Source organism: Burkholderia sp. BCC1638, from assembly GCF_902833195.1.
GTDB classification, from domain to species: Bacteria; Pseudomonadota; Gammaproteobacteria; order Burkholderiales; family Burkholderiaceae; genus Burkholderia; species Burkholderia diffusa.
In genome coordinates this window covers 81,983-100,646 of record NZ_CADFEC010000010.1, presented here as the reverse complement: position 1 = coordinate 100,646, position 18,664 = coordinate 81,983, and the positions used below count along the sequence as shown (strand labels likewise).

The window sequence follows — 18,664 nt, the reverse complement described above, 5'->3', positions numbered from 1 at the left end:
CGCCCTTACAATACCCGCTCCGCCTCACGACCTGACCGCCGAGCCATGACCCGAGATCCCCGCCTCACCCTCAACGCGCGCCAGCAGGAACTGCTCGAATGGGTGCAGCGCGACGGCTTCGTGACCGTCGACGATCTCGCCGCGCACTTCGCGGTCACGCCGCAGACGATCCGCCGCGACGTGAACTGGCTCGCCGACCTGAACCTGCTGCGCCGCTATCACGGCGGCGCGAGCCTGCCGACCAGCTCGGAGAACGTGTCGTACACCGCGCGCCAGCGGATGTTCCACGACGAGAAGCGACGCATCGCGGCGCTCGCCGCGTCGCACATCCCCGACCAGGCATCGCTGTTCATCAACCTCGGCACCACGACCGAGGAGGTTGCGCGCGCACTGAACCGCCATCACGGGCTCCACGTGATCACGAACAACCTGAACGTCGCGTCGATGATGAGCGGCTACCCGGACTGCGAGGTGCTGATCACGGGCGGCATCGTGCGGCCGTGGGACAAGGGCATCGTCGGCGAACTCGCGATCGACTTCATCCGCCAGTTCAAGGTCGACTACGCGATCATCGGCACGTCGGCGATCGAGGCCGACGGCACGCTGCGCGACTTCGACACGCGCGAGGTGCGCGTGGCCGAGGCGATCATGCAGCATGCGCGCACGGTCTACCTCGTCGCCGACCACTCGAAGGTCGGCCGCCCGGCGCTGGTGCGCCAGGGACACCTGAGCCAGGTGCATGCGCTCTTCACCGACAAGCCGCTGCCGCCGGAGATGGCCGATGCGGTGGCGAACGCGGGCACCCAGGTGTACGTCGCGGAATGACGCTTGCGATGCTGCACCGCACCTGAAACTTCAAGTGAAATCAAGAAGTTGGCGCGCCGGCTGAACCGCTTGCGGCATACGTCCCTGTCAAACTGAAAATTAACGGGGCACGATTTGTCGTTGCCCGCGCGCTCGACTAGACTCCAGTTCCCCGGCCCGTTCGCCCGATACGCCCGTGCCAAGGCGTGTGCGAATCCCAAGGCCGGCGAATACAGCTTTCCCCCCAAGCCATACCCCGTGGGGTATCGCGCACCGGCGTTCGCGCCGGCCGCGCGGGCAGACCGATTGCCATGGAGAGAACGATGCTGAGTCCGCATGAATTCGCCACGCTACTGCTTGTGAAGGACGCCCCTGACCAGGGCGACATGGATCGGGATGAACTCGACGCGCTGCTCGAACAGCAGCTCGTGCGGCTGGAAGGCCTGGGATCGGGACGCAAATACTGCGTGACCGAGACTGGCGACGCCGCGCTGCGATCCATCAAATACCGGTATTCCTGAAGCTCCGCTGTTCCTGACCTGAGCGCGCCGGCCGGATCTCCGGCCGCGCCGCTTTTCCGGTTTTCCCGCCTTCCGCAGCTTTGCCGCGTCAGCCGCCGCGCAGCGTCGGATCGACCGCGGCCCGCCAGCTGACGGCCTGCGCGCGTGCGCCGTTGAAATAGGCGACCCACCCGGCGCGCCCCGCCGCGTCGGGTGCCGCGTAGTGCGTTGAAAGTTCGTTTACGAACGCGCAATAGTTCGCCTGCGTCAGCCCGCGATACCGTTTCGCCACGTACGCGTCGTACAGCGTCGCGTAGACCGGCTGCGCGTCCGCGCCCCAGTCGCGCGCGGTGCCGCCGCACGACGTCTGCAGGTCGACGAACGACGGCGCACGCCAATTGCCGGCCAGCGGCGGCATACCGGCGCTGCACCCTGCCAGAACGACGGCGCACGCACCGGCCCACATCCCAATACGCATGATTCACCTCGCGAAACGGTCGATTCCGCCAGTATCGTCCGGGATCGCGCCGCGCGCTACTGGCCCCGCTTTTTCGAACTTTACTTTTTCGATTTCGTTCGTTAAATTTCGAATTCGAACATTTCGTGTTCGCCCATTTCCATCAGACGATAAGGACAGCAGGTGACCCAACCGAATCGCTACGATCTGCTCGTCGTCGGCGGCGGCATCAACGGCGCGGGCATCGCGCGCGATGCGGCCGGCCGCGGCCTGTCGGTGCTGCTCTGCGAGCAGGACGACCTCGCGTCGCACACGTCGTCGTCCAGCACGAAGCTGATTCACGGCGGCCTGCGCTACCTCGAATACAACGAATTCGGCCTCGTCCGCAAAGCGCTGCAGGAGCGTGAAACGCTGCTGCGCGCGGCGCCGCACATCATGTGGCCGCTGCGCTTCGTGATGCCGCACATGCCCAACCTGCGGCCGGCCTGGCTGATCCGCATCGGGCTGTTCCTCTACGATCACCTCGCGAAACGCGAACTGCTGCCCGGCTCGCGCGGCATCGACATGCGCCGCCATGCGGCCGGCGCACCGCTGATCGACTCGATCAAGCGCGGCTTCGTATATTCGGACGGCTGGGTCGACGACGCGCGACTCGTCGTGCTGAACGCGCTCGATGCGAAGGAGCGCGGCGCCGAGATCCTCACGCGCACGAAGCTCGTGTCGGCGGAACGCCGCGGCGACGAATGGGAAGCTCGGCTGCGGCACGCGGACGGCTCGATCCGCGTCGTGCATGCGCGCGCGGTCGCGAACGCGGCCGGCCCGTGGGTCGGCGAGGTGCTGCACGGCGCGCTCGGCCGCGGCGCGCAACACAGCGTGCGGCTCGTGAAAGGCAGCCACATCATCACGCGCCGCCTGTTCGATCACGATCACGCGTACATCTTCCAGAACCCGGACAAGCGGATCATCTTCGCGATTCCGTACGAGCACGACTTCACGCTGATCGGCACGACCGACGTCGAATACACGAACGATCCCGCGAAGGTCGCGATCGATCGCGACGAGACGCAGTATCTGTGCGATTCGATCAACCGCTACTTCAAGCGCAAGATCTCGCCCGCCGACGTGCACTGGACCTATTCGGGCGTGCGTCCGCTGCTCGAGGACGAAAACGCGGCGAACGCGTCGGCCGTCACGCGCGACTACCGCCTCGAGATGGACGACGGCGCCGGCGCGCCGCTGCTGTCGGTGTTCGGCGGCAAGATCACGACCTTCCGCAAGCTCGCGGAAGAAGCCGGCGACCTGCTGTGCAGCGCGCTCGGCCGCGAGGCGAAAACCTGGACGGCCGGCGCGCCGCTGCCCGGCGGCGACATCGCGAACGCGAAGTTCGACGTGTTCGCCGACGCGTTCGCGAAGCGCCATCCGTGGCTGCCCGCCGCGCTCGCGCGCCGCTACGCGCGCGCATACGGCACGCGCGCGGAACGCGTGGTCGACGGCGCGACGTCGCTCGCGGACCTCGGCGCGGAAATCGCGCCGGGCATCCACGACGCCGAACTGCGCTATCTGCGCGACGTCGAATGGGCGACCTGCGCGCAGGACGTGCTGTGGCGCCGCTCGAAGCTCGGCCTGCACGTCACGCCAGGCACGCTCGACGCGGTGACCGCCGCGGTCGACGCGTGGTTCGCCGCCGTGCACGCGCCGCACGCGTGATGCGTTTGCAGTTGCAATTGTCTGACCGACGTTGATTCACCGACGCGCCGCGTAACATGCGGCGCGCATCACAACTACGCCAATCCACGGATGGAGATGAGAGACATGCAGGATCAGTACATCCTCGCGCTTGACCAGGGCACGACGAGCTCCCGCGCGATGCTGTTCGATCGCCAGGGCAACATCGTATCGATCGCCCAGAAGGAATTCGAACAGATCTACCCGCAACCCGGCTGGGTCGAGCACGACCCGCAGGAAATCTGGTCGACGCAAGCCGGCGTCGCCGCCGAAGCGGTCACGCGCACGGGCCTGAACGGCACGTCGATCGCCGCGATCGGCATCACCAACCAGCGCGAGACGACGATCGTCTGGGATCGCGAGACGGGCCAGCCCGTCTACAACGCGATCGTGTGGCAGGACCGCCGCACCGCCGACTTCTGCGATTCGCTGAAGAAGCAGGGCCTCGAAGCGAAGGTGCGCGCGAAGACCGGCCTGCCGATCGACTCGTACTTCTCCGCGACCAAAATCCGCTGGATCCTCGACAACGTGCCGGGCGCGCGCGACAAGGCGCGCCAGGGCAAGCTCGCCTTCGGCACCGTCGACAGCTGGCTCGTGTGGAACTTCACGAAGCACGAACTGCACGTGACCGACGTGACCAACGCGTCGCGCACGATGCTGTTCAACATCCACACGCGCGAGTGGGACAGCGAGCTGCTCGAGCTGCTCGACATCCCGCGCAGCATGCTGCCGGAAGTGAAGGCGTCGTCGGAAATCTACGGCCATACGAAGACCACGGTGTTCGCGTCGAAGATCCCGCTCGCGGGCATCGCCGGCGACCAGCACGCCGCGCTGTTCGGCCAGATGTGCACGACGTCGGGCATAGTGAAGAACACCTACGGCACCGGCTGCTTCCTGATGATGAACACCGGCGACAAGCCGATCGAGTCGAAGAACAACCTCGTCACGACGATCGCCTGGCAGATCGGCGACGACGTGCAGTACGCGCTCGAAGGCAGCATCTTCATCGCGGGCGCGGTCGTGCAGTGGCTGCGCGACGGCGTCGGCATCATCAAGACGGCCGCCGAGATCGAAGCGCTCGCCGCGAGCGTGCCGCATACCGACGGCGTCTATCTCGTGCCGGCGTTCGCGGGCCTCGGCGCGCCGCACTGGAATGCGCGGGCGCGCGGTTCGGTGTTCGGCGTCACGCGCGGCACGACGTCCGCGCACCTCGCGCGCGCGGCGCTCGACGCGATCGCTTACCAGTCGCTCGACGTGCTGGCCGCGATGGAAGCCGACTCCGGCATCAGCATCGGCGAGCTGCGCGTCGACGGTGGCGCAAGCGCGAACAATCTGCTGATGCAGTTCCAGGCCGACCTGCTCGGCGTCGACGCGGTGCGTCCGCAGATCACCGAGACGACCGCGCTCGGCGCGGCCTACCTCGCGGGCCTCGCGATCGGCTACTGGAAGAACCTCGACGAAGTGCGCAGCCAGTGGCAGCTCGATCGCCGCTTCTCGCCGTCGATGCCGAAGGAGCAGGTCGAGCGCTGCATGGCCGGCTGGCAACGCGCGGTGCGCGCCGCCAAGGCGTGGGCCGACGACACGCAGTAACCCGCAGCAGCCGGAACCAGAAGCAATCCGAACGAAATAAAACAACACCGGCGGACCGCGCGGCGCGCGAGTCCGCCGTCATCTACGAGAGACAACATGTCACCTTACATTGCGGAATTCATCGGCACGGCGATCCTCGTGCTGCTCGGCAACGGCGCGGTCGCCAACGTGCTGCTTGCGAAGACCAAGGGCAAAGGCGCGGACCTCATCGTGATCGTCATGGGCTGGGCGATGGCGGTGTTCGTCGCCGTCTACGTGACCGCGTCGTTCAGCGGCGCACACCTGAACCCGATCGTCACGATCAGCCTCGCGCTCGCGGGCAAGTTCGCGTGGTCGAAGGTCGGCGGCTACATCCTCGCGCAGATGCTCGGCGGGATGGCCGGCGCGCTGCTCGTGTGGCTCGCGTATCGCCAGCACTTCGCGAAGGAAGTCGATGCGGACCTGAAGCTCGCGGTGTTCTGCACGGCGCCCGCCATCCGTAGCACCACGCACAACGTGCTGACCGAAGCGATCTGCACGTTCGTGCTGATCCTCGGCGTGCTGTACCTCGCGTCGCCGCAGGTCGGTCTCGGCGCGCTCGACGCGCTGCCCGTCGGTCTGCTCGTGCTCGGCATCGGCATCTCGCTCGGCGGCCCGACCGGCTATGCGATGAGCCCGGCGCGCGACCTGTCGCCGCGCATCATGCACGCGCTGCTGCCGATTCCCGGCAAGCGCGACAGCGACTGGCGCTATGCGTGGGTGCCGGTGATCGGCCCGCTGCTCGGCGGCGCCGCGGCGGCCGGCCTGTACCTGCGTCTGCACGCGATGGCCTGATCGCGGTTTCGATCGAGCTTGAGCCTGGGCGCGCGGCCGCGGTTGCCGCGCGCTTCCGCCCTCCCCTTTCGTCACACGAGCGACGGCGAGCCCGCCTCGCTCGCGCCGGCCGAGGCCGCAACGGCGCGTCGGCGCATCGGCAAACGGAGGGCGTAGCGGGGACCGGACGCAGGCGCCAAGCGGTTCGCGGCGCACCTTCGAAAGCACGTATCATGGCGGGATGCTCGGCGTCGCCGACACCCCGCTTCTTCACCATCATGCTCGATCACCTTATCTGCGACTGCGACGGCGTCCTCGTCGACAGCGAAGTCATTGCCGACCGCGTGCTGTTCGACACGCTGTCCGCCACCTTCCCTCACCTCGATTTCGAAGAGGCTGCGAAGTCCGCCTTCGGCCAGCAGACCTCGCGCTTTCTCGCCGGGCTCGAAGCGCATTTCGGCATCCGGATGCCCGACAACTTCATCGAAACCGTCGAGCGCAACATCGAGACCGGTCTCGCACAATCGCTCGCGCCGATCACCGGCGTGCGCGACGCGCTGCTGAAGGTCGGCCTGCCGGCCGCGGTGGTATCGAACAGCCGGCTCGTGCGCGTGCGCAGCTCGCTGAAGCGCGCCTCGCTCACCGAAATCTTCGGCGATCGCGTGTTCAGCTCCGAGCAGGTCGCACGACCGAAGCCCTACCCCGACGTGTACCTGCACGCCGCGCGGACGCTCGGCGTCGCGCCGGCGCGCTGCGTCGTCGTCGAGGACAGCGTGTCGGGCCTGAACGCCGCGCGCGCGGCGGGCATGAAGACGATCGCGTTCGTCGGCGCGAGCCACATCCCCGACAACTACGCGGACGCGCTGCGCGCGATGGGCATCACGCGGATCATGCGCAGGATGGATGAACTGCCGGCGCTCGTCGCGGCCGGCCTGCGCGGCGAATTCGGCGACGTGCAGTCCTGACGGACGGCCGCGCCGGATCGCCATGACCGGCGTGCGGCTCGATGCGCACGCCGTCCCGCGGGCGCATCGGCACGCCCGCCACACCTGCCGTCAGGCCGGCTCGCAGCAGCGCTCGCGCACGGCCGCCAGCGCCTCGCGGAATTCGACGAGCTCCGCGATCGTCAGCATCGGCAACCCGTGCTGCCGCGCGAAACGCTCGACGTCGTCGCCGCGCGTCATCGTGCCGTCCGGATTCATCAGCTCGCACAGCACGCCCGCCGGCTTCAGGCCAGCGAGGATCGACAGATCGACCGTCCCTTCGGTGTGACCGCGGCGCGCCAGCACGCCGCCGGGTTGCGCACGCAACGGAAACACGTGGCCGGGGCGCACGATGTCGTACGGCTTCGCATCGTCGGCGATCGCCGCGCGGATCGTCGTCACGCGATCGGCCGCGGACACGCCGGTATGCACGCCTTCGCGTGCCTCGATCGACACGGTGAACGCGGTGCCGTTGCGGCTCTCGTTGGTCTGCACCATCGGCGGCAGCTCGAGCGCGCGGACCTTGTCGTCGGTCAGGCACAGGCACACGATGCCGCTGCACTCGCGGATCAGGAGCGCCATCGTCTCGGGCGTGATGCGCTCGGCGGCGACGATCAGGTCGGCCTCGTTTTCACGGTCGTGATCGTCCTGCAACACGACCGCGCGGCCCGCGCGCAACGCGTCGAGCGCAGCGGCGATGCGCGGCGGCACCGGTTCGGAATCGAGCAACGGGAGATCGGCAAAGGCGTCGGCGGGTGCCGACGAAACGGACATGAAGGACATGTGAAACGCTCCTCGCAATTACGATTTGGGCGAAAAACGTTTCAGGGCATTGCAAACAGACAGAACGACAACCCGCTTCGCACGCATGGCAAAGCGGCCCTGACGGACATGACTATCTGCACATCTTCTCTCATCCGGACTATGACCGTCGGCTCTGGCATTCGACCAGATCTGCTGACCCCGCGCGGATGCGCGGGCGCTCGCGGGCTCGCCGGCTTTCGCCAGCCTACCGCCGGTGGGGAATTTCGCCCCGCCCTGAAGACGCACTGATTACCGGCCGGGGTCTACCCCGGAACCGGCGGGCCAAGCATACATCAGCCGCGCGCACCGCGCAGCGAACCACACCTAAAACCTTACTGACGACTCCGTCTAACGACATCGTCCGAACGGCCGGCACCCGGACTGCGCGCCGTCCCGAACGGAACCGGCGCCGACCCGGCGACCCGCGCTCAGCCGGCCGCGTGCGCGGCGTCGGGCACGAGCCAGCGCGGCGGCACCTCCGGGCTCACCGTCACGCGGAACGCGCGCGCCTCGCTGTCGCCGGGATTGCGCAGGCTGTACGGCTGGTCGGCGTCGAACACGATTGCATCGCCGGTCGCGAGCAGCTGGCGCCGATCGTGCACGCTGACTTCGAGCGTGCCTTCGCTGACGACCAGGTTGACCGTCGTGCCGGGCGCGCGGCGCGTGCCGGGTTCCGTGTGCAGCGGCGCGATCCGCAACTCGTGGAATTCGGCCGCGGCCGGCTCGCCCTCCGGATACAGCGCGCGCGCCGAGAAGCGGCCGTTCGAACTGACGACGCGCGCCGCGCGCTCGGCCGCCAGGTGCTCGAAGCCGTTCACCGCGTGACGGCGCAGGAATGCGGCCACCGATACCTTCAGCGCCGCGGCGATCTTGCAGAGCACCTTGATCGACGGCACGCTGCGCGCGGATTCGATCTGCGCGAGCATCGCGCGCGACACGCCGGACAGCCGCGCGAGCGCATCGAGCGACAACTGCCGCTCGGCGCGCAAGCGCGCGAGATTCACGCCGACGACCTGCTCGAGGACGTCGAGCGACGCGGACGTCCGCGCGTCGGCGGCATTGCCGGACTCGAAGGAAGACACGTCGCGCACCAGCGCCAGGGGTGAAGACATAGCATGACCTCCGGGCCGCCGCGCGGCCCTGCGAATGGGGTAAGCCGAAATCGGGTTGCGCCACGAACGGCGCGTATCGAGACGCTATCACCCGGCCCCACCCCGGCAAACGAAGTTATCTTCACACCGTTATCAGCATCGCGGAGGAATGCGTTTCTCGCGAACCTTTTCCTGTCGCCATAGCGCCGGCACGCCGCCGCCCGGTGCTCCGCTCAATGCGCGGCCGGTGCCGCGCCGCGCGCCGGAGCGCGCGCATCGAGCCGCATCGCGAACCACGTGACGACGAGCGCCGCGAACGTCACCGCGACGGCGACCCACGGCAACGCATCAAGCGCGAAGCCGTGCCCCAGCGCGAGGCCGCCGAGCCACGCGCCGCCCGCGTTGCCGACGTTGAATGCGCCGATGTTCAGCGTCGACGCGAGATGCGGCGCGCTCGCGGCCTTTTCGACCACGCGCGCCTGCAGCGGCGGCACCGTCGCGAACGCGGCGATCCCCCAGACGAATACGGTCACCGCGGCCGCGACCGGCAGGTGGCTCGTCTTCGCGAACACGGCCATCACGGCCATCAGCGCGACCAGGATCGCGATCAGCGACGGCATCAGCGCGCGGTCGGCGAGCCTGCCGCCGAGCGTGTTGCCGACCGTCAGCCCCGCGCCGAACAGCACGAGGATCAGTGCGACCGCACGCGGCGAAAAACCGGTGACGGTTTCGAGGATCGGCGCGATGTACGTGAACACGACGAACACGCCGCCGAAGCCGAGCACGGTCATCAGGAGCGCGAGCCAGACCTGCGGCTCCTTGAGCACGCGCACTTCGTGGCCGAGGCCGACGGGCCCGCTGTCGTGGCGGTTCGGCACCAGCAGCGCGACGCCGCCGAGCGACAGCACGCCGAGCGCGGCGACGATCCAGAACGACGCGCGCCAGCCGAGCAGCTGGCCGACGAACGTGCCGAACGGCACGCCGAGCACGTTCGACAGCGTGAGGCCCGTGAACATCAGCGCGATCGCGCTCGCGCGCTTGTCGGCCGGCACGAGCGACGCGGCCACCACCGCGCCGATCCCGAAGAACGAGCCGTGCGCGAACGACGTGACGACACGTGCGACCATCAGCATCGCGTAGCCGGACGCGGTCGCGCACAGCACGTTGCCGACGATGAAGATCGCCATCAGCAGCTGCAGCGCGGCCTTGCGCGGCATGCGGCTCGTCAGCACCGCGAGCAGCGGCGCGCCGACCGCGACGCCGAGCGCGTAGCCCGTGACCAGCAGGCCGGCCGACGGCAGCGACACGGCGAGGTCGTGCGCGACTTCGGGCAGAAGTCCCATGATGATGAATTCGGTGGTGCCGATGGCGAAGGCGCTGATCGCGAGCGCCAGTAGTGGAATGGGCATGACGTTCTCCGAAAAGGCGGCGGACGCGGCATCCGGTCCGTACCGCACCGCACAAGAAGCGGGATGTGCGCGCATTGTCCCGAATACGCCTATCTTTGATAATTGGCGCGGCATTTGAACCATTTTCAAAAAATTCTGGAAAATCCGATGGATCGACTGGGCGACATCCGGCTGTTCGTCGAGGCGGCGGAACTGGGCAGCCTGTCCGCGGCGGGGCGCAAGCTGAACCTCACGCCGGCCGCCGCGAGCGCGCGCCTCGCGAAGCTCGAGGCGAAGGTCGCGACGCGACTGTTCGAGCGCTCGACGCGGCAGCTGCGCCTCACCGACGAAGGCCGGCTCTACCTGAACTGCTGCCGCCAGGCGCTACAGGCGCTCGACGACGCGCACGCGCTGCTGCAGGAAGGCCGCAACGTGGTGGCCGGCAAGGTGCGGCTGTCGTCGACGTCCGATTTCGGCCGCAACCAGCTGCTCGACTGGCTCGACGAATTCACCACGCTGCATCCGGGCGTCACCTTCTCGCTGACGGCGTCCGATTCGTCGTCGAACCTGTGGCAGGACGAGATCGACCTCGCGATCCGCTTCGCCGCCCCGCCCGACGGCGCGCTGATCGCACGCCGGCTCGCCGCGAACCGGCGCGTGCTGTGCGCGGCGCCGTCGTTCGTCGAGCGCCATGGCGTGCCGGCCGATCCGCACGATCTGGCTCGTTTTCCCTGCAACGTGATCACGATCGCATCGGGCCCGATGAACACGTGGCGCTTCACGCGCGGCGACGAGGTGCAGACCCACACGGTGCCGGTGTCGACCGCGTTCGAGACCAACGACGGCGGCCTCACCCGCGAATGGACGCTGCGCGGCCACGGCATCGCGCTGAAGTCGCTGTGGGACATCGGCGACGACGTGCGCGCCGGCCGGCTGCGCGTGCTGCTGCCCGACTGGCGTCATCAGGACGCGCCGCTGCACGCGCTCTATCACGGCAAGCGCTACATGGCGCCGCGCGTGCGCGTGCTGCTCGACTTCCTCGCCGAGCGCTTCGCGCGCGAGGAAGCGGCGCTCGACGACCTGCTGAACGCGTGCCGCTGAGGCCTGCCGCGCCGCCATATCGGGGTCGGAGCGCCACGCCGGCGTCGCGCGGCCGCAACCCGCGGCCCGCCCGCGGCGGCGCGTAAAGCTATAATGGAAAGCTTTCCCGACGGCTTTTCACGCATTCGCGAGGTTTCGCGACATGCCCGCTCGACGCGCGCCCCGGTCCGCCACGCGGCACCGGCACGAGCCGCTGCACCGGCAGCAGCCGTCCCGATTCACCCTTGACGACGCCCCCAGGTCAACCACTGCGAACGGCGAATCCCCATGACCAAGAAAGTTTACGTAAAGACCTTCGGCTGCCAGATGAACGAGTACGACTCGGACAAGATGGTGGACGTGCTCAATGCGGCCGAAGGCCTCGAAAAGACCGATACCCCGGAAGACGCGGACATCATCCTGTTCAACACGTGCTCGGTGCGTGAGAAGGCGCAGGAAAAGGTGTTCTCCGACCTCGGCCGCGTGCGCGAGCTGAAGGAAGCGAAGCCGGGGCTGCTGATCGGCGTCGGCGGCTGCGTCGCCAGCCAGGAAGGCGCGTCGATCGTGTCGCGCGCGCCGTACGTCGACCTCGTGTTCGGCCCGCAGACCTTGCACCGCCTGCCGCAGATGATCGACGCGCGCCGCGAAAGCGGCCGCGCGCAGGTCGACATCACGTTCCCCGAGATCGAGAAGTTCGACCACCTGCCGCCCGCGCGCGTCGAGGGGCCGAGCGCGTTCGTATCGATCATGGAAGGCTGCTCGAAGTACTGCAGCTACTGCGTCGTGCCGTACACGCGCGGCGACGAAGTGTCGCGTCCGCTCGACGACGTGCTGACCGAAGTGGCCGGCCTCGCCGACCAGGGCGTGCGCGAAGTCACGCTGCTCGGCCAGAACGTGAACGCGTATCGCGGCGCGCTGACGGCCGGTTCGACCGAAATCGCCGATTTCGCGACGCTGATCGAATACGTCGCCGACATCCCCGGCATCGAGCGGATCCGCTACACGACGTCGCATCCGAAGGAATTCACGCAGCGCCTGATCGACACCTACGCCAAGGTGCCGAAGCTCGTGAGCCACCTGCACCTGCCCGTCCAGCACGGCTCCGACCGCATCCTGATGGCGATGAAGCGCGGCTACACCGTGCTCGAATACAAGTCGGTGATCCGCAAGCTGCGCGCGATCCGCCCGGACCTGTCGCTGTCGACCGACATGATCGTCGGCTTCCCCGGCGAGACCGAGGAGGATTTCGACAAGATGATGGCGCTCGTGCACGAGATGAGCTACGACACCAGCTTCTCGTTCATCTACAGCCCGCGCCCCGGCACGCCGGCCGCGAACCTGCACGACGACACGCCGCGCGAGGTCAAGCTCAAACGCCTGCAACATCTGCAGGCGACCATCGAGGAAAACGTCGCGCGCATCAGCCAGTCGATGGTCGGAAAGGTCGAGCGGATCCTCGTCGAGGGCCCGTCGCGCAAGGACCCGAACGAACTGTCGGGCCGCACCGAGAACAACCGGGTCGTGAATTTCCCGGCGCCGCTCGCATCGCACCCGCGCCTGATCGGCCAGATGATCGACGTGAAGATCAACCATGCGTACCCGCACTCGCTGCGCGGCGAGCTGCTGCTCGTGAGCGACGACGCGAGCGCGGCCACCCACTGACCGACTGACGTTCAACAGGAGCCCGACGCTACTTTGAAGACCGTCCAAGCACTGGAATTCACCGCGCCGCGCGACGACAACGCGCGCCTCGCCAACCTCTGCGGCCCGCTCGACGAGAACCTGCGGCAGATCGAACAGGCGCTCGACGTCACGCTCGCGCGGCGCGGCCACCGGATCACGATCCGCGGGCGCGGCGCGAAGCTCGCGCTCGCGGCGCTCGAGAACTTCTACAACCGCGCGCGCGATCCGCTGTCGGTCGACGATATCCAGCTCGCGCTGGTCGAAGTGCGCCATACGTCCGGCAACGGCCGTCAGGACACGATCGACGTGCGCTTTCGCGGCGACCCTGACCATCCGTTCGACGAGCCCGTCGTGCAGCTCGACGCGGACATGCCGGACGAAGAACCCGCGCCGAAGCTCTATACGCGGCGCGCCGACCTGCGCGGCCGCACGCCCGCGCAGCGCGAATACCTGAAGCAGATCCTGTCGCACGACGTGACGTTCGGCATCGGGCCGGCCGGCACCGGCAAGACCTACCTCGCGGTTGCGTGCGCGGTCGACGCACTGGAGCGCGACCAGGTCAAGCGGATCGTGCTGACGCGCCCGGCCGTCGAGGCCGGCGAGCGGCTCGGCTTCCTGCCGGGCGATCTCGCGCAGAAGGTCGACCCGTACCTGCGGCCGCTGTACGACGCGCTGTACGACCTGCTCGGCTTCGACAAGACCGCGAAGATGTTCGAGCGCCAGATGATCGAGATCGCGCCGCTCGCGTACATGCGCGGCCGCACGCTGAACCACGCGTTCATCATCCTCGACGAGGCGCAGAACACGACGCCCGAGCAGATGAAGATGTTCCTCACGCGGATCGGCTTCGGCTCGAAGGCCGTCGTCACCGGCGACACGAGCCAGGTCGACCTGCCGCGCGGACACAAGAGCGGCCTCGTCGAGGCGCAGCAGGTGCTCGGCGGCGTGCGCGGCATCGCGCTCACGCGCTTCACGAGCGCGGACGTCGTGCGGCATCCGCTCGTCGCCCGCATCGTCGAAGCGTACGACGACTTCCACGCGCAGCACCGGGACGCGTAACGAGCCGGCGGCGCCCGCGCGCCGCACCGGCCGACGGCCCGGCCCGCCCGACGGCGCGCCGGGCCTTTTTTCGCTTGGGGGCGGCCGGTTCGAATTCGGGAGCGATCGGCCGTTTGGTGTATCCTCAACGCGTTCCAATCGCCGCACCCGTCATGAAATCTTCCCGTTCTCGCAAGTCCGGGCGCGACCAGTCCGCCGCGCCCGATTTCCCCCGTCTCTCGCTGTTCGATGCGAAGGGCAAGGCCCGAACCGTCAGCGCGCAAGGGCTTCGAATCGACTTCCCCGACGGCCGCAGCCTGATGTTCGACCTGTCGGGCAGTTCCGGCGAGGCCGCCGTCGCGATCGTCGCGCAGCACAACGATCCGGCGATGCGCGCGAAGCTCGCGCTGCAGCCCGAGCACTACGACAGCGTGACGCTGCACGTGGGTGCCGAACCCGCGCCGCTCGACGAGGAACTCGCGGAAATGGCGAACGAGGTGCGCGAGCTGGAGCTCGACCTGTCCGTGCAGTACGGTGACGAAATCACCGGCGACATCCGCAAGACGCTTCCCAAGCGCAAGCTGATCGCCGAATGGATCGAACCGGCGCTGTTCGCGAGCGCGCAGCTCACCGTGCGCTTCGTCGGCGAGGAAGAAGGCCGCACGCTGAACGCCGGCTACCGCCACAAGGACTACCCGACCAACGTGCTGACCTTCGCCTACGACCCGGCGCCCGACGGCACCGTGATCGGCGACCTCGTGCTGTGCTGCCCGGTCGTCGAGAAGGAAGCGCACGACCAGGGCAAGCCGCTCGCGGCCCACTACGCGCACCTGCTGGTGCACGGCGCGCTGCACGCGCAGGGCTACGATCACGAGACGAGCGACGAGGACGCCGCCGAAATGGAAGCGCTCGAAGTCGACATCCTCGCGAAACTGGGCTTTCCGAACCCGTACCAGTAAAGTCGTCCGCACCATGCACCACGCCGCGATGCTGCCGCCCGCCTACCCGCCGTCGATCGGCGAGGGACGGCTACTGACGGAAGACGAGCTCGCCGCGTCGCTCGCGCACACGATGCGCGACTGGGACGGCCGGCAGGATCTCTGGCTGTTCGGCTATGGCTCGCTGATCTGGAACCCCGGGCTGCCGACCGTCGCCGCCGTGCGCGGCAAGGTGCACGGCTATCATCGCGGGCTCTACCTGTGGTCGCGCGTGAACCGCGGCACGCCCGAACGGCCGGGCCTCGTGCTCGCGCTCGATCGCGGCGGCTCGTGCTCGGGCATCGCATTCCGGCTCGCGGGCCCGACCGCGCAACCGCATCTCGAGACGTTGTGGAAACGCGAAATGCCGATGGGGTCGTACCGGCCCGCGTGGCTGCCGTGCTCGCTCGAGACCGGCGAACGCGTGAACGCACTCGCGTTCGTGATGCGCCGCGACGTACCCACTTACACCGGCAAGCTGAGCGACCCCGTCGTCAAGGAAGTGTTCAGCTGCGCGGCCGGCCGCTACGGCACGACACTCGACTACGTGAGCCGCACGGTGGACGCGCTGCGCGCGAGCGGCATCCCCGATCGCGCGCTGGAAGGGCTGCTCGCGCGATGCCGGTGAAGCTCGACCAGCCGGCCCGCGCCGCTCGTGCACGCGAAGGAGGCTCCGCGCTCATGAAACCGTCACGCAAATCGCGCATCACGCTGGCCGTGCTGCTCGTCGCCGCGAGCGTCGCGCTGTCCGGCTGCGGCATCCTCGGCTGCGGCGGCGCCGCGACCAACGGCGCGGCTGCCGGCGGCTGCTCTGCCGGCATGCGCTTCTGAGGGTCCGAATGTCGGCCCGGCGTGTCCCGCACGCGACGAAATGCCGCTGACGCCGGCAGCCCGGCCGGTCGCCCCCGCTTTTTTGCCGCCGCTGCCCCGCCGCGCCTTTCTGAGATAGGATGGAGACGAAGGACGGCGCCGCGCCCGGCGCGGCCGTTCCCGAGCGGGGCTCGCGCACCGCATGCCCTGGCCGGACGGCCGGTGTGACACGGCCGCGCCATGCCCTTGGTGTATCCTTGCCTACTCCGTGACCGCGCGCTCCGGCATGACCCGGGCGCACCACCATGAACGATTCGTATCCCAGTCGTAAGCTCACCGACAAACCGCAAGAAAAGCGCTCGCTGCTCGAGCGCCTGACCGACTTCATCTCGCCCGAGCCGGAATCCCGGACCGAGCTGCTGGAAATCCTCCAGGACGCCCACGAACGCAACCTGATCGACGCCGATTCGCTGTCGATGATCGAAGGCGTGTTCCAGGTGTCCGACCTGTGCGCCCGCGACATCATGGTGCCGCGCGCGCAGATGGACGCGATCAACATCGCCGACAAGCCCGAAGACTTCATCCCGTTCGTCCTCGAGAAGGCGCACTCGCGCTACCCCGTGTACGAGGAGAACCGCGACAACGTCATCGGCGTGCTGCTCGCGAAGGACCTGCTGCGCTTCTATGCCGAAGAGGAATTCGACGTGCGCGGGATGCTGCGTCCCGCCGTATTCATTCCCGAATCGAAGCGCCTGAACGTGCTGCTGCACGACTTCCGCGTGAACCGCAACCACCTCGCGATCGTCGTCGACGAATACGGCGGCGTCGCGGGCCTGATCACGATCGAGGACGTGCTCGAGCAGATCGTCGGCGACATCGAGGACGAATACGACTTCGACGAGGAAGCCGGCAACATCATCTCGGGACCGGACGGCCGCTACCGCGTGCGCGCCCTCACCGAGATCGAACAGTTCAACGAAACGTTCGGCACCGACTTCCCCGACGACGAGGTCGACACGATCGGCGGACTGATCACCCATCACTTCGGCCGCGTGCCGCACCGCGGCGAGAAGCTGCAGCTCGGCAACCTCGTGTTCGAGATCCAGCGCGGCGATGCGCGCCAGGTCCACGTGCTGCTGGTGCGCCGCAACCCGCTCGCGAGCCGCCGCGCCGAAACCTCGCACGAGGACTGACCGTCTCGCGCCGGCCGCGTCTCCTTCAACCGCTCGCCCTTTTTCGCTTCACATGGACGATCCGATCCCGTCCCGCCCGGCTGGCGGCCTTTTTGCGCCGGCCCCCGGCCGCACGCTGCCGCGCTGGCACTATCCGGCCGCTCTGCTCGCCGGCGCGGCCAATACGCTCAGCTTCGCACCGACCCCGCACGGCGGCTGGCTGCAGCTCGCCGTATTCGTCTGGTTTTTCGCGCAGCTGACGCGCACGTCGAGCTGGCGCGGCGCCGCGCTCACCGGCGGCGCGTTCGGCTTCGGCAACTTCATCAGCGGCATCTGGTGGCTGTACATCAGCATGCACGTGTACGGCGAAATGGCCGCGCCGCTCGCGGGCGGCGCGCTGGTGCTGTTCTCGCTTTACCTGTCGCTGTACCCGGCGTTCTCGGCGGGGCTCTGGTCGTTCTGCGCGGGCCATGCGTGGCATCGCCGCGAACCCGATCCGCGGCCGTTCTCGCCGACCTGGCACGGCGCGTTCGCCTTCGCGAGCGCATGGGCGCTCGGCGAATGGCTGCGCGGCACCGTGTTTACCGGCTTTCCGTGGCTCGCGAGCGGCTATCCGCAGGTCGACGGCCCGTTCGCGGGCTTCGCACCGGTCGTCGGCGTGTACGGGATCGCGTGGGTGCTCGCGCTGTTCGCCGCGCTGGTCGTGCAGGCGCTCGTCGCCGCGCGCCGGTCGCCCACATCCGAATCCAGCGGCGCCGGCAATGCGCGCGTGCGCGTCGTCGCGCCGGCCGGCATCGCCGTCGCGCTCGTCGCGGCCGGCATCGGGCTGTCGCAGGCCACGTGGACCGTGCCCGCGAACGCGCCGCTCACGGTGCGGCTGCTGCAGGGCAACGTGAAGCAGGACATCAAGTTCGAGCAGGAAGGCATCGACGCGGCGATCAAGATGTACACGCAGATGATCGTCGAGAAGCCGGCCGACCTGATCGTCACGCCGGAGACCGCGATCGCGGTGATGATCCAGGAGCTGCCCGAGCCGTTCGCCGTCGCGATCCGCAAGTTCAGCGACACGACGGGCTCGGCCGTGCTGTTCGGCGCGGTCGGCGCGTCGGTGACGCCGGACGGTCATTACGTCGACTACACGAACAGCCTGTACGGCGTGACGCCGCATTCGCGCGACATCTATCACTACGACAAGCACCATCTCGTGCCCTTCGGCGAATTCATTCCGTGGGGCTTCCGTTGGTTCGTCGACCTGATGAAGATGCCGCTCGGCGACTTCGCGCGCGGCGCGCCGGTGCAGAAGCCGTTCCTCGTGCACAACCAGCCGGTGATGGCCGACATCTGCTACGAGGACTTGTTCGGCGAGGAAATCGCCGCGACGATCCGCGACAACCCGAAACCGCCCGGCGTGCTCGTCAACGTGACGAACCTCGCGTGGTTCGGCGACACGATCGCGCTCGACCAGCATCTGCAGATCGCGCGGATGCGCGCGCTCGAAACGGGCCGGCCGATGCTGCGCTCGACCAACACGGGGATGACGGCCGCGATCGACGCGCACGGCCGAGTGCTCGGCCAGCTGAAGCCGTTCACGATCGGCTCGCTCGACGTGCGCATCGAAGGCACGAGCGGCTTCACGCCTTACGTGACGAGCGGCAACAACATCGTGCTCGCGGTGTCGCTGGTGTTGCTCGCGTTCGGCTTCACGTTCGGGCCGGGCCTGCGCCGCCGCAACGGCGCAAAGGCCGGCGACGACCGCGACGCCTGACGCAT

The 18,664-nt window shown here is 68.3% G+C and carries 19 protein-coding genes and 1 riboswitch; of the genes, 15 read left to right on the top strand and 4 right to left on the bottom strand.

The genetic code is table 11. The features are described from left to right. The first annotated feature begins 45 nt into the window (after positions 1–45). Positions 46–825 (top strand): DeoR/GlpR family DNA-binding transcription regulator, encoded by a 780-nt coding sequence (locus tag HWX22_RS14405; RefSeq protein WP_044846783.1) that lies wholly within the window; start codon positions 46–48, stop codon positions 823–825. 302 nt (positions 826–1,127) lie between these two features. Further along, complete coding sequence (locus HWX22_RS14400; protein WP_040144790.1) at positions 1,128–1,325, top strand: hypothetical protein; 198 nt, start codon at positions 1,128–1,130, stop codon at positions 1,323–1,325. Positions 1,326–1,413: 88 nt separating this feature from the next. Here HWX22_RS14400 and HWX22_RS14395 read toward each other — a convergent pair whose 3' ends face one another. Next, positions 1,414–1,782: a hypothetical protein gene (locus tag HWX22_RS14395; RefSeq protein ID WP_059820372.1), complete on the bottom strand. Its 369-nt coding sequence runs from the start codon at positions 1,780–1,782 to the stop codon at positions 1,414–1,416. Positions 1,783–1,944: 162 nt separating this feature from the next. Between HWX22_RS14395 and glpD the strand changes: the two genes are divergently transcribed. The 4 genes from glpD to HWX22_RS14375 all read left to right on the top strand — a co-directional run bounded on the left by glpD (position 1,945) and on the right by HWX22_RS14375 (position 6,833). Continuing rightward, positions 1,945–3,468 (top strand): glycerol-3-phosphate dehydrogenase, encoded by a 1,524-nt coding sequence (gene glpD, locus HWX22_RS14390; protein WP_059690638.1) that lies wholly within the window; start codon positions 1,945–1,947, stop codon positions 3,466–3,468. 105 nt (positions 3,469–3,573) lie between these two features. After that, a complete protein-coding gene (gene glpK / locus HWX22_RS14385; protein WP_175915865.1) occupies positions 3,574–5,076 on the top strand; it encodes a glycerol kinase GlpK in 1,503 nt (500 codons plus the stop codon). 96 nt (positions 5,077–5,172) lie between these two features. Continuing rightward, the gene (locus HWX22_RS14380) at positions 5,173–5,889 is read left to right on the top strand and encodes an MIP/aquaporin family protein (protein WP_059820373.1); all 717 of its coding nucleotides are present in this window, start codon (positions 5,173–5,175) and stop codon (positions 5,887–5,889) included. A gap of 257 nt (positions 5,890–6,146) precedes the next feature. After that, positions 6,147–6,833 carry an HAD family hydrolase gene (locus tag HWX22_RS14375; protein WP_059528111.1) on the top strand — a complete coding sequence of 229 codons (687 nt, stop codon included), beginning with the start codon at positions 6,147–6,149 and terminating at the stop codon, positions 6,831–6,833. A 90-nt stretch (positions 6,834–6,923) separates the two neighbouring features. On the opposite strand, the gene ribB is transcribed toward HWX22_RS14375, so the two are convergent. The 3 genes from ribB to HWX22_RS14360 form a co-directional block, all read right to left on the bottom strand. Beyond that, the gene (gene ribB / locus HWX22_RS14370; protein WP_059690639.1) at positions 6,924–7,634 is read right to left on the bottom strand and encodes a 3,4-dihydroxy-2-butanone-4-phosphate synthase; all 711 of its coding nucleotides are present in this window, start codon (positions 7,632–7,634) and stop codon (positions 6,924–6,926) included. A gap of 118 nt (positions 7,635–7,752) precedes the next feature. Continuing rightward, positions 7,753–7,901: riboswitch (FMN riboswitch) on the bottom strand. Positions 7,902–8,083: 182 nt separating this feature from the next. Further along, the gene (locus tag HWX22_RS14365) at positions 8,084–8,767 is read right to left on the bottom strand and encodes an XRE family transcriptional regulator (protein WP_059465738.1); all 684 of its coding nucleotides are present in this window, start codon (positions 8,765–8,767) and stop codon (positions 8,084–8,086) included. A 212-nt stretch (positions 8,768–8,979) separates the two neighbouring features. After that, positions 8,980–10,155: an MFS transporter gene (locus HWX22_RS14360; protein WP_175910678.1), complete on the bottom strand. Its 1,176-nt coding sequence runs from the start codon at positions 10,153–10,155 to the stop codon at positions 8,980–8,982. Between HWX22_RS14360 and HWX22_RS14355 the strand changes: the two genes are divergently transcribed. From HWX22_RS14355 to lnt, 9 genes are all read left to right on the top strand, one after another. After that, the gene (locus HWX22_RS14355; protein ID WP_175915839.1) at positions 10,088–10,273 is read left to right on the top strand and encodes a hypothetical protein; all 186 of its coding nucleotides are present in this window, start codon (positions 10,088–10,090) and stop codon (positions 10,271–10,273) included. The genes HWX22_RS14360 and HWX22_RS14355 overlap by 68 nt on opposite strands. Before the next feature lie 29 nt (positions 10,274–10,302). After that, the gene (locus tag HWX22_RS14350; RefSeq protein WP_175910677.1) at positions 10,303–11,235 is read left to right on the top strand and encodes a LysR family transcriptional regulator; all 933 of its coding nucleotides are present in this window, start codon (positions 10,303–10,305) and stop codon (positions 11,233–11,235) included. Between the two features lie 267 nt (positions 11,236–11,502). Further along, on the top strand, positions 11,503–12,876 hold the full coding sequence (gene miaB, locus HWX22_RS14345) for a tRNA (N6-isopentenyl adenosine(37)-C2)-methylthiotransferase MiaB (protein WP_059528119.1): 1,374 nt from the start codon (positions 11,503–11,505) through the stop codon (positions 12,874–12,876). A gap of 33 nt (positions 12,877–12,909) precedes the next feature. After that, positions 12,910–13,956 (top strand): PhoH family protein, encoded by a 1,047-nt coding sequence (locus tag HWX22_RS14340; RefSeq protein ID WP_059820376.1) that lies wholly within the window; start codon positions 12,910–12,912, stop codon positions 13,954–13,956. 152 nt (positions 13,957–14,108) lie between these two features. After that, positions 14,109–14,894: an rRNA maturation RNase YbeY gene (ybeY, locus tag HWX22_RS14335; RefSeq protein ID WP_059528125.1), complete on the top strand. Its 786-nt coding sequence runs from the start codon at positions 14,109–14,111 to the stop codon at positions 14,892–14,894. A gap of 13 nt (positions 14,895–14,907) precedes the next feature. After that, positions 14,908–15,540 (top strand): gamma-glutamylcyclotransferase, encoded by a 633-nt coding sequence (locus HWX22_RS14330; protein WP_059701730.1) that lies wholly within the window; start codon positions 14,908–14,910, stop codon positions 15,538–15,540. A 53-nt stretch (positions 15,541–15,593) separates the two neighbouring features. Then, positions 15,594–15,743, top strand: a complete 150-nt coding sequence (locus HWX22_RS14325) for a hypothetical protein (protein ID WP_175910676.1) — start codon at positions 15,594–15,596, stop codon at positions 15,741–15,743. A 284-nt stretch (positions 15,744–16,027) separates the two neighbouring features. Continuing rightward, positions 16,028–16,915: a transporter associated domain-containing protein gene (locus tag HWX22_RS14320; RefSeq protein WP_059447841.1), complete on the top strand. Its 888-nt coding sequence runs from the start codon at positions 16,028–16,030 to the stop codon at positions 16,913–16,915. Between the two features lie 52 nt (positions 16,916–16,967). After that, positions 16,968–18,659 carry an apolipoprotein N-acyltransferase gene (lnt, locus tag HWX22_RS14315; RefSeq protein ID WP_175910675.1) on the top strand — a complete coding sequence of 564 codons (1,692 nt, stop codon included), beginning with the start codon at positions 16,968–16,970 and terminating at the stop codon, positions 18,657–18,659. Positions 18,660–18,664 lie beyond the last annotated feature (5 nt).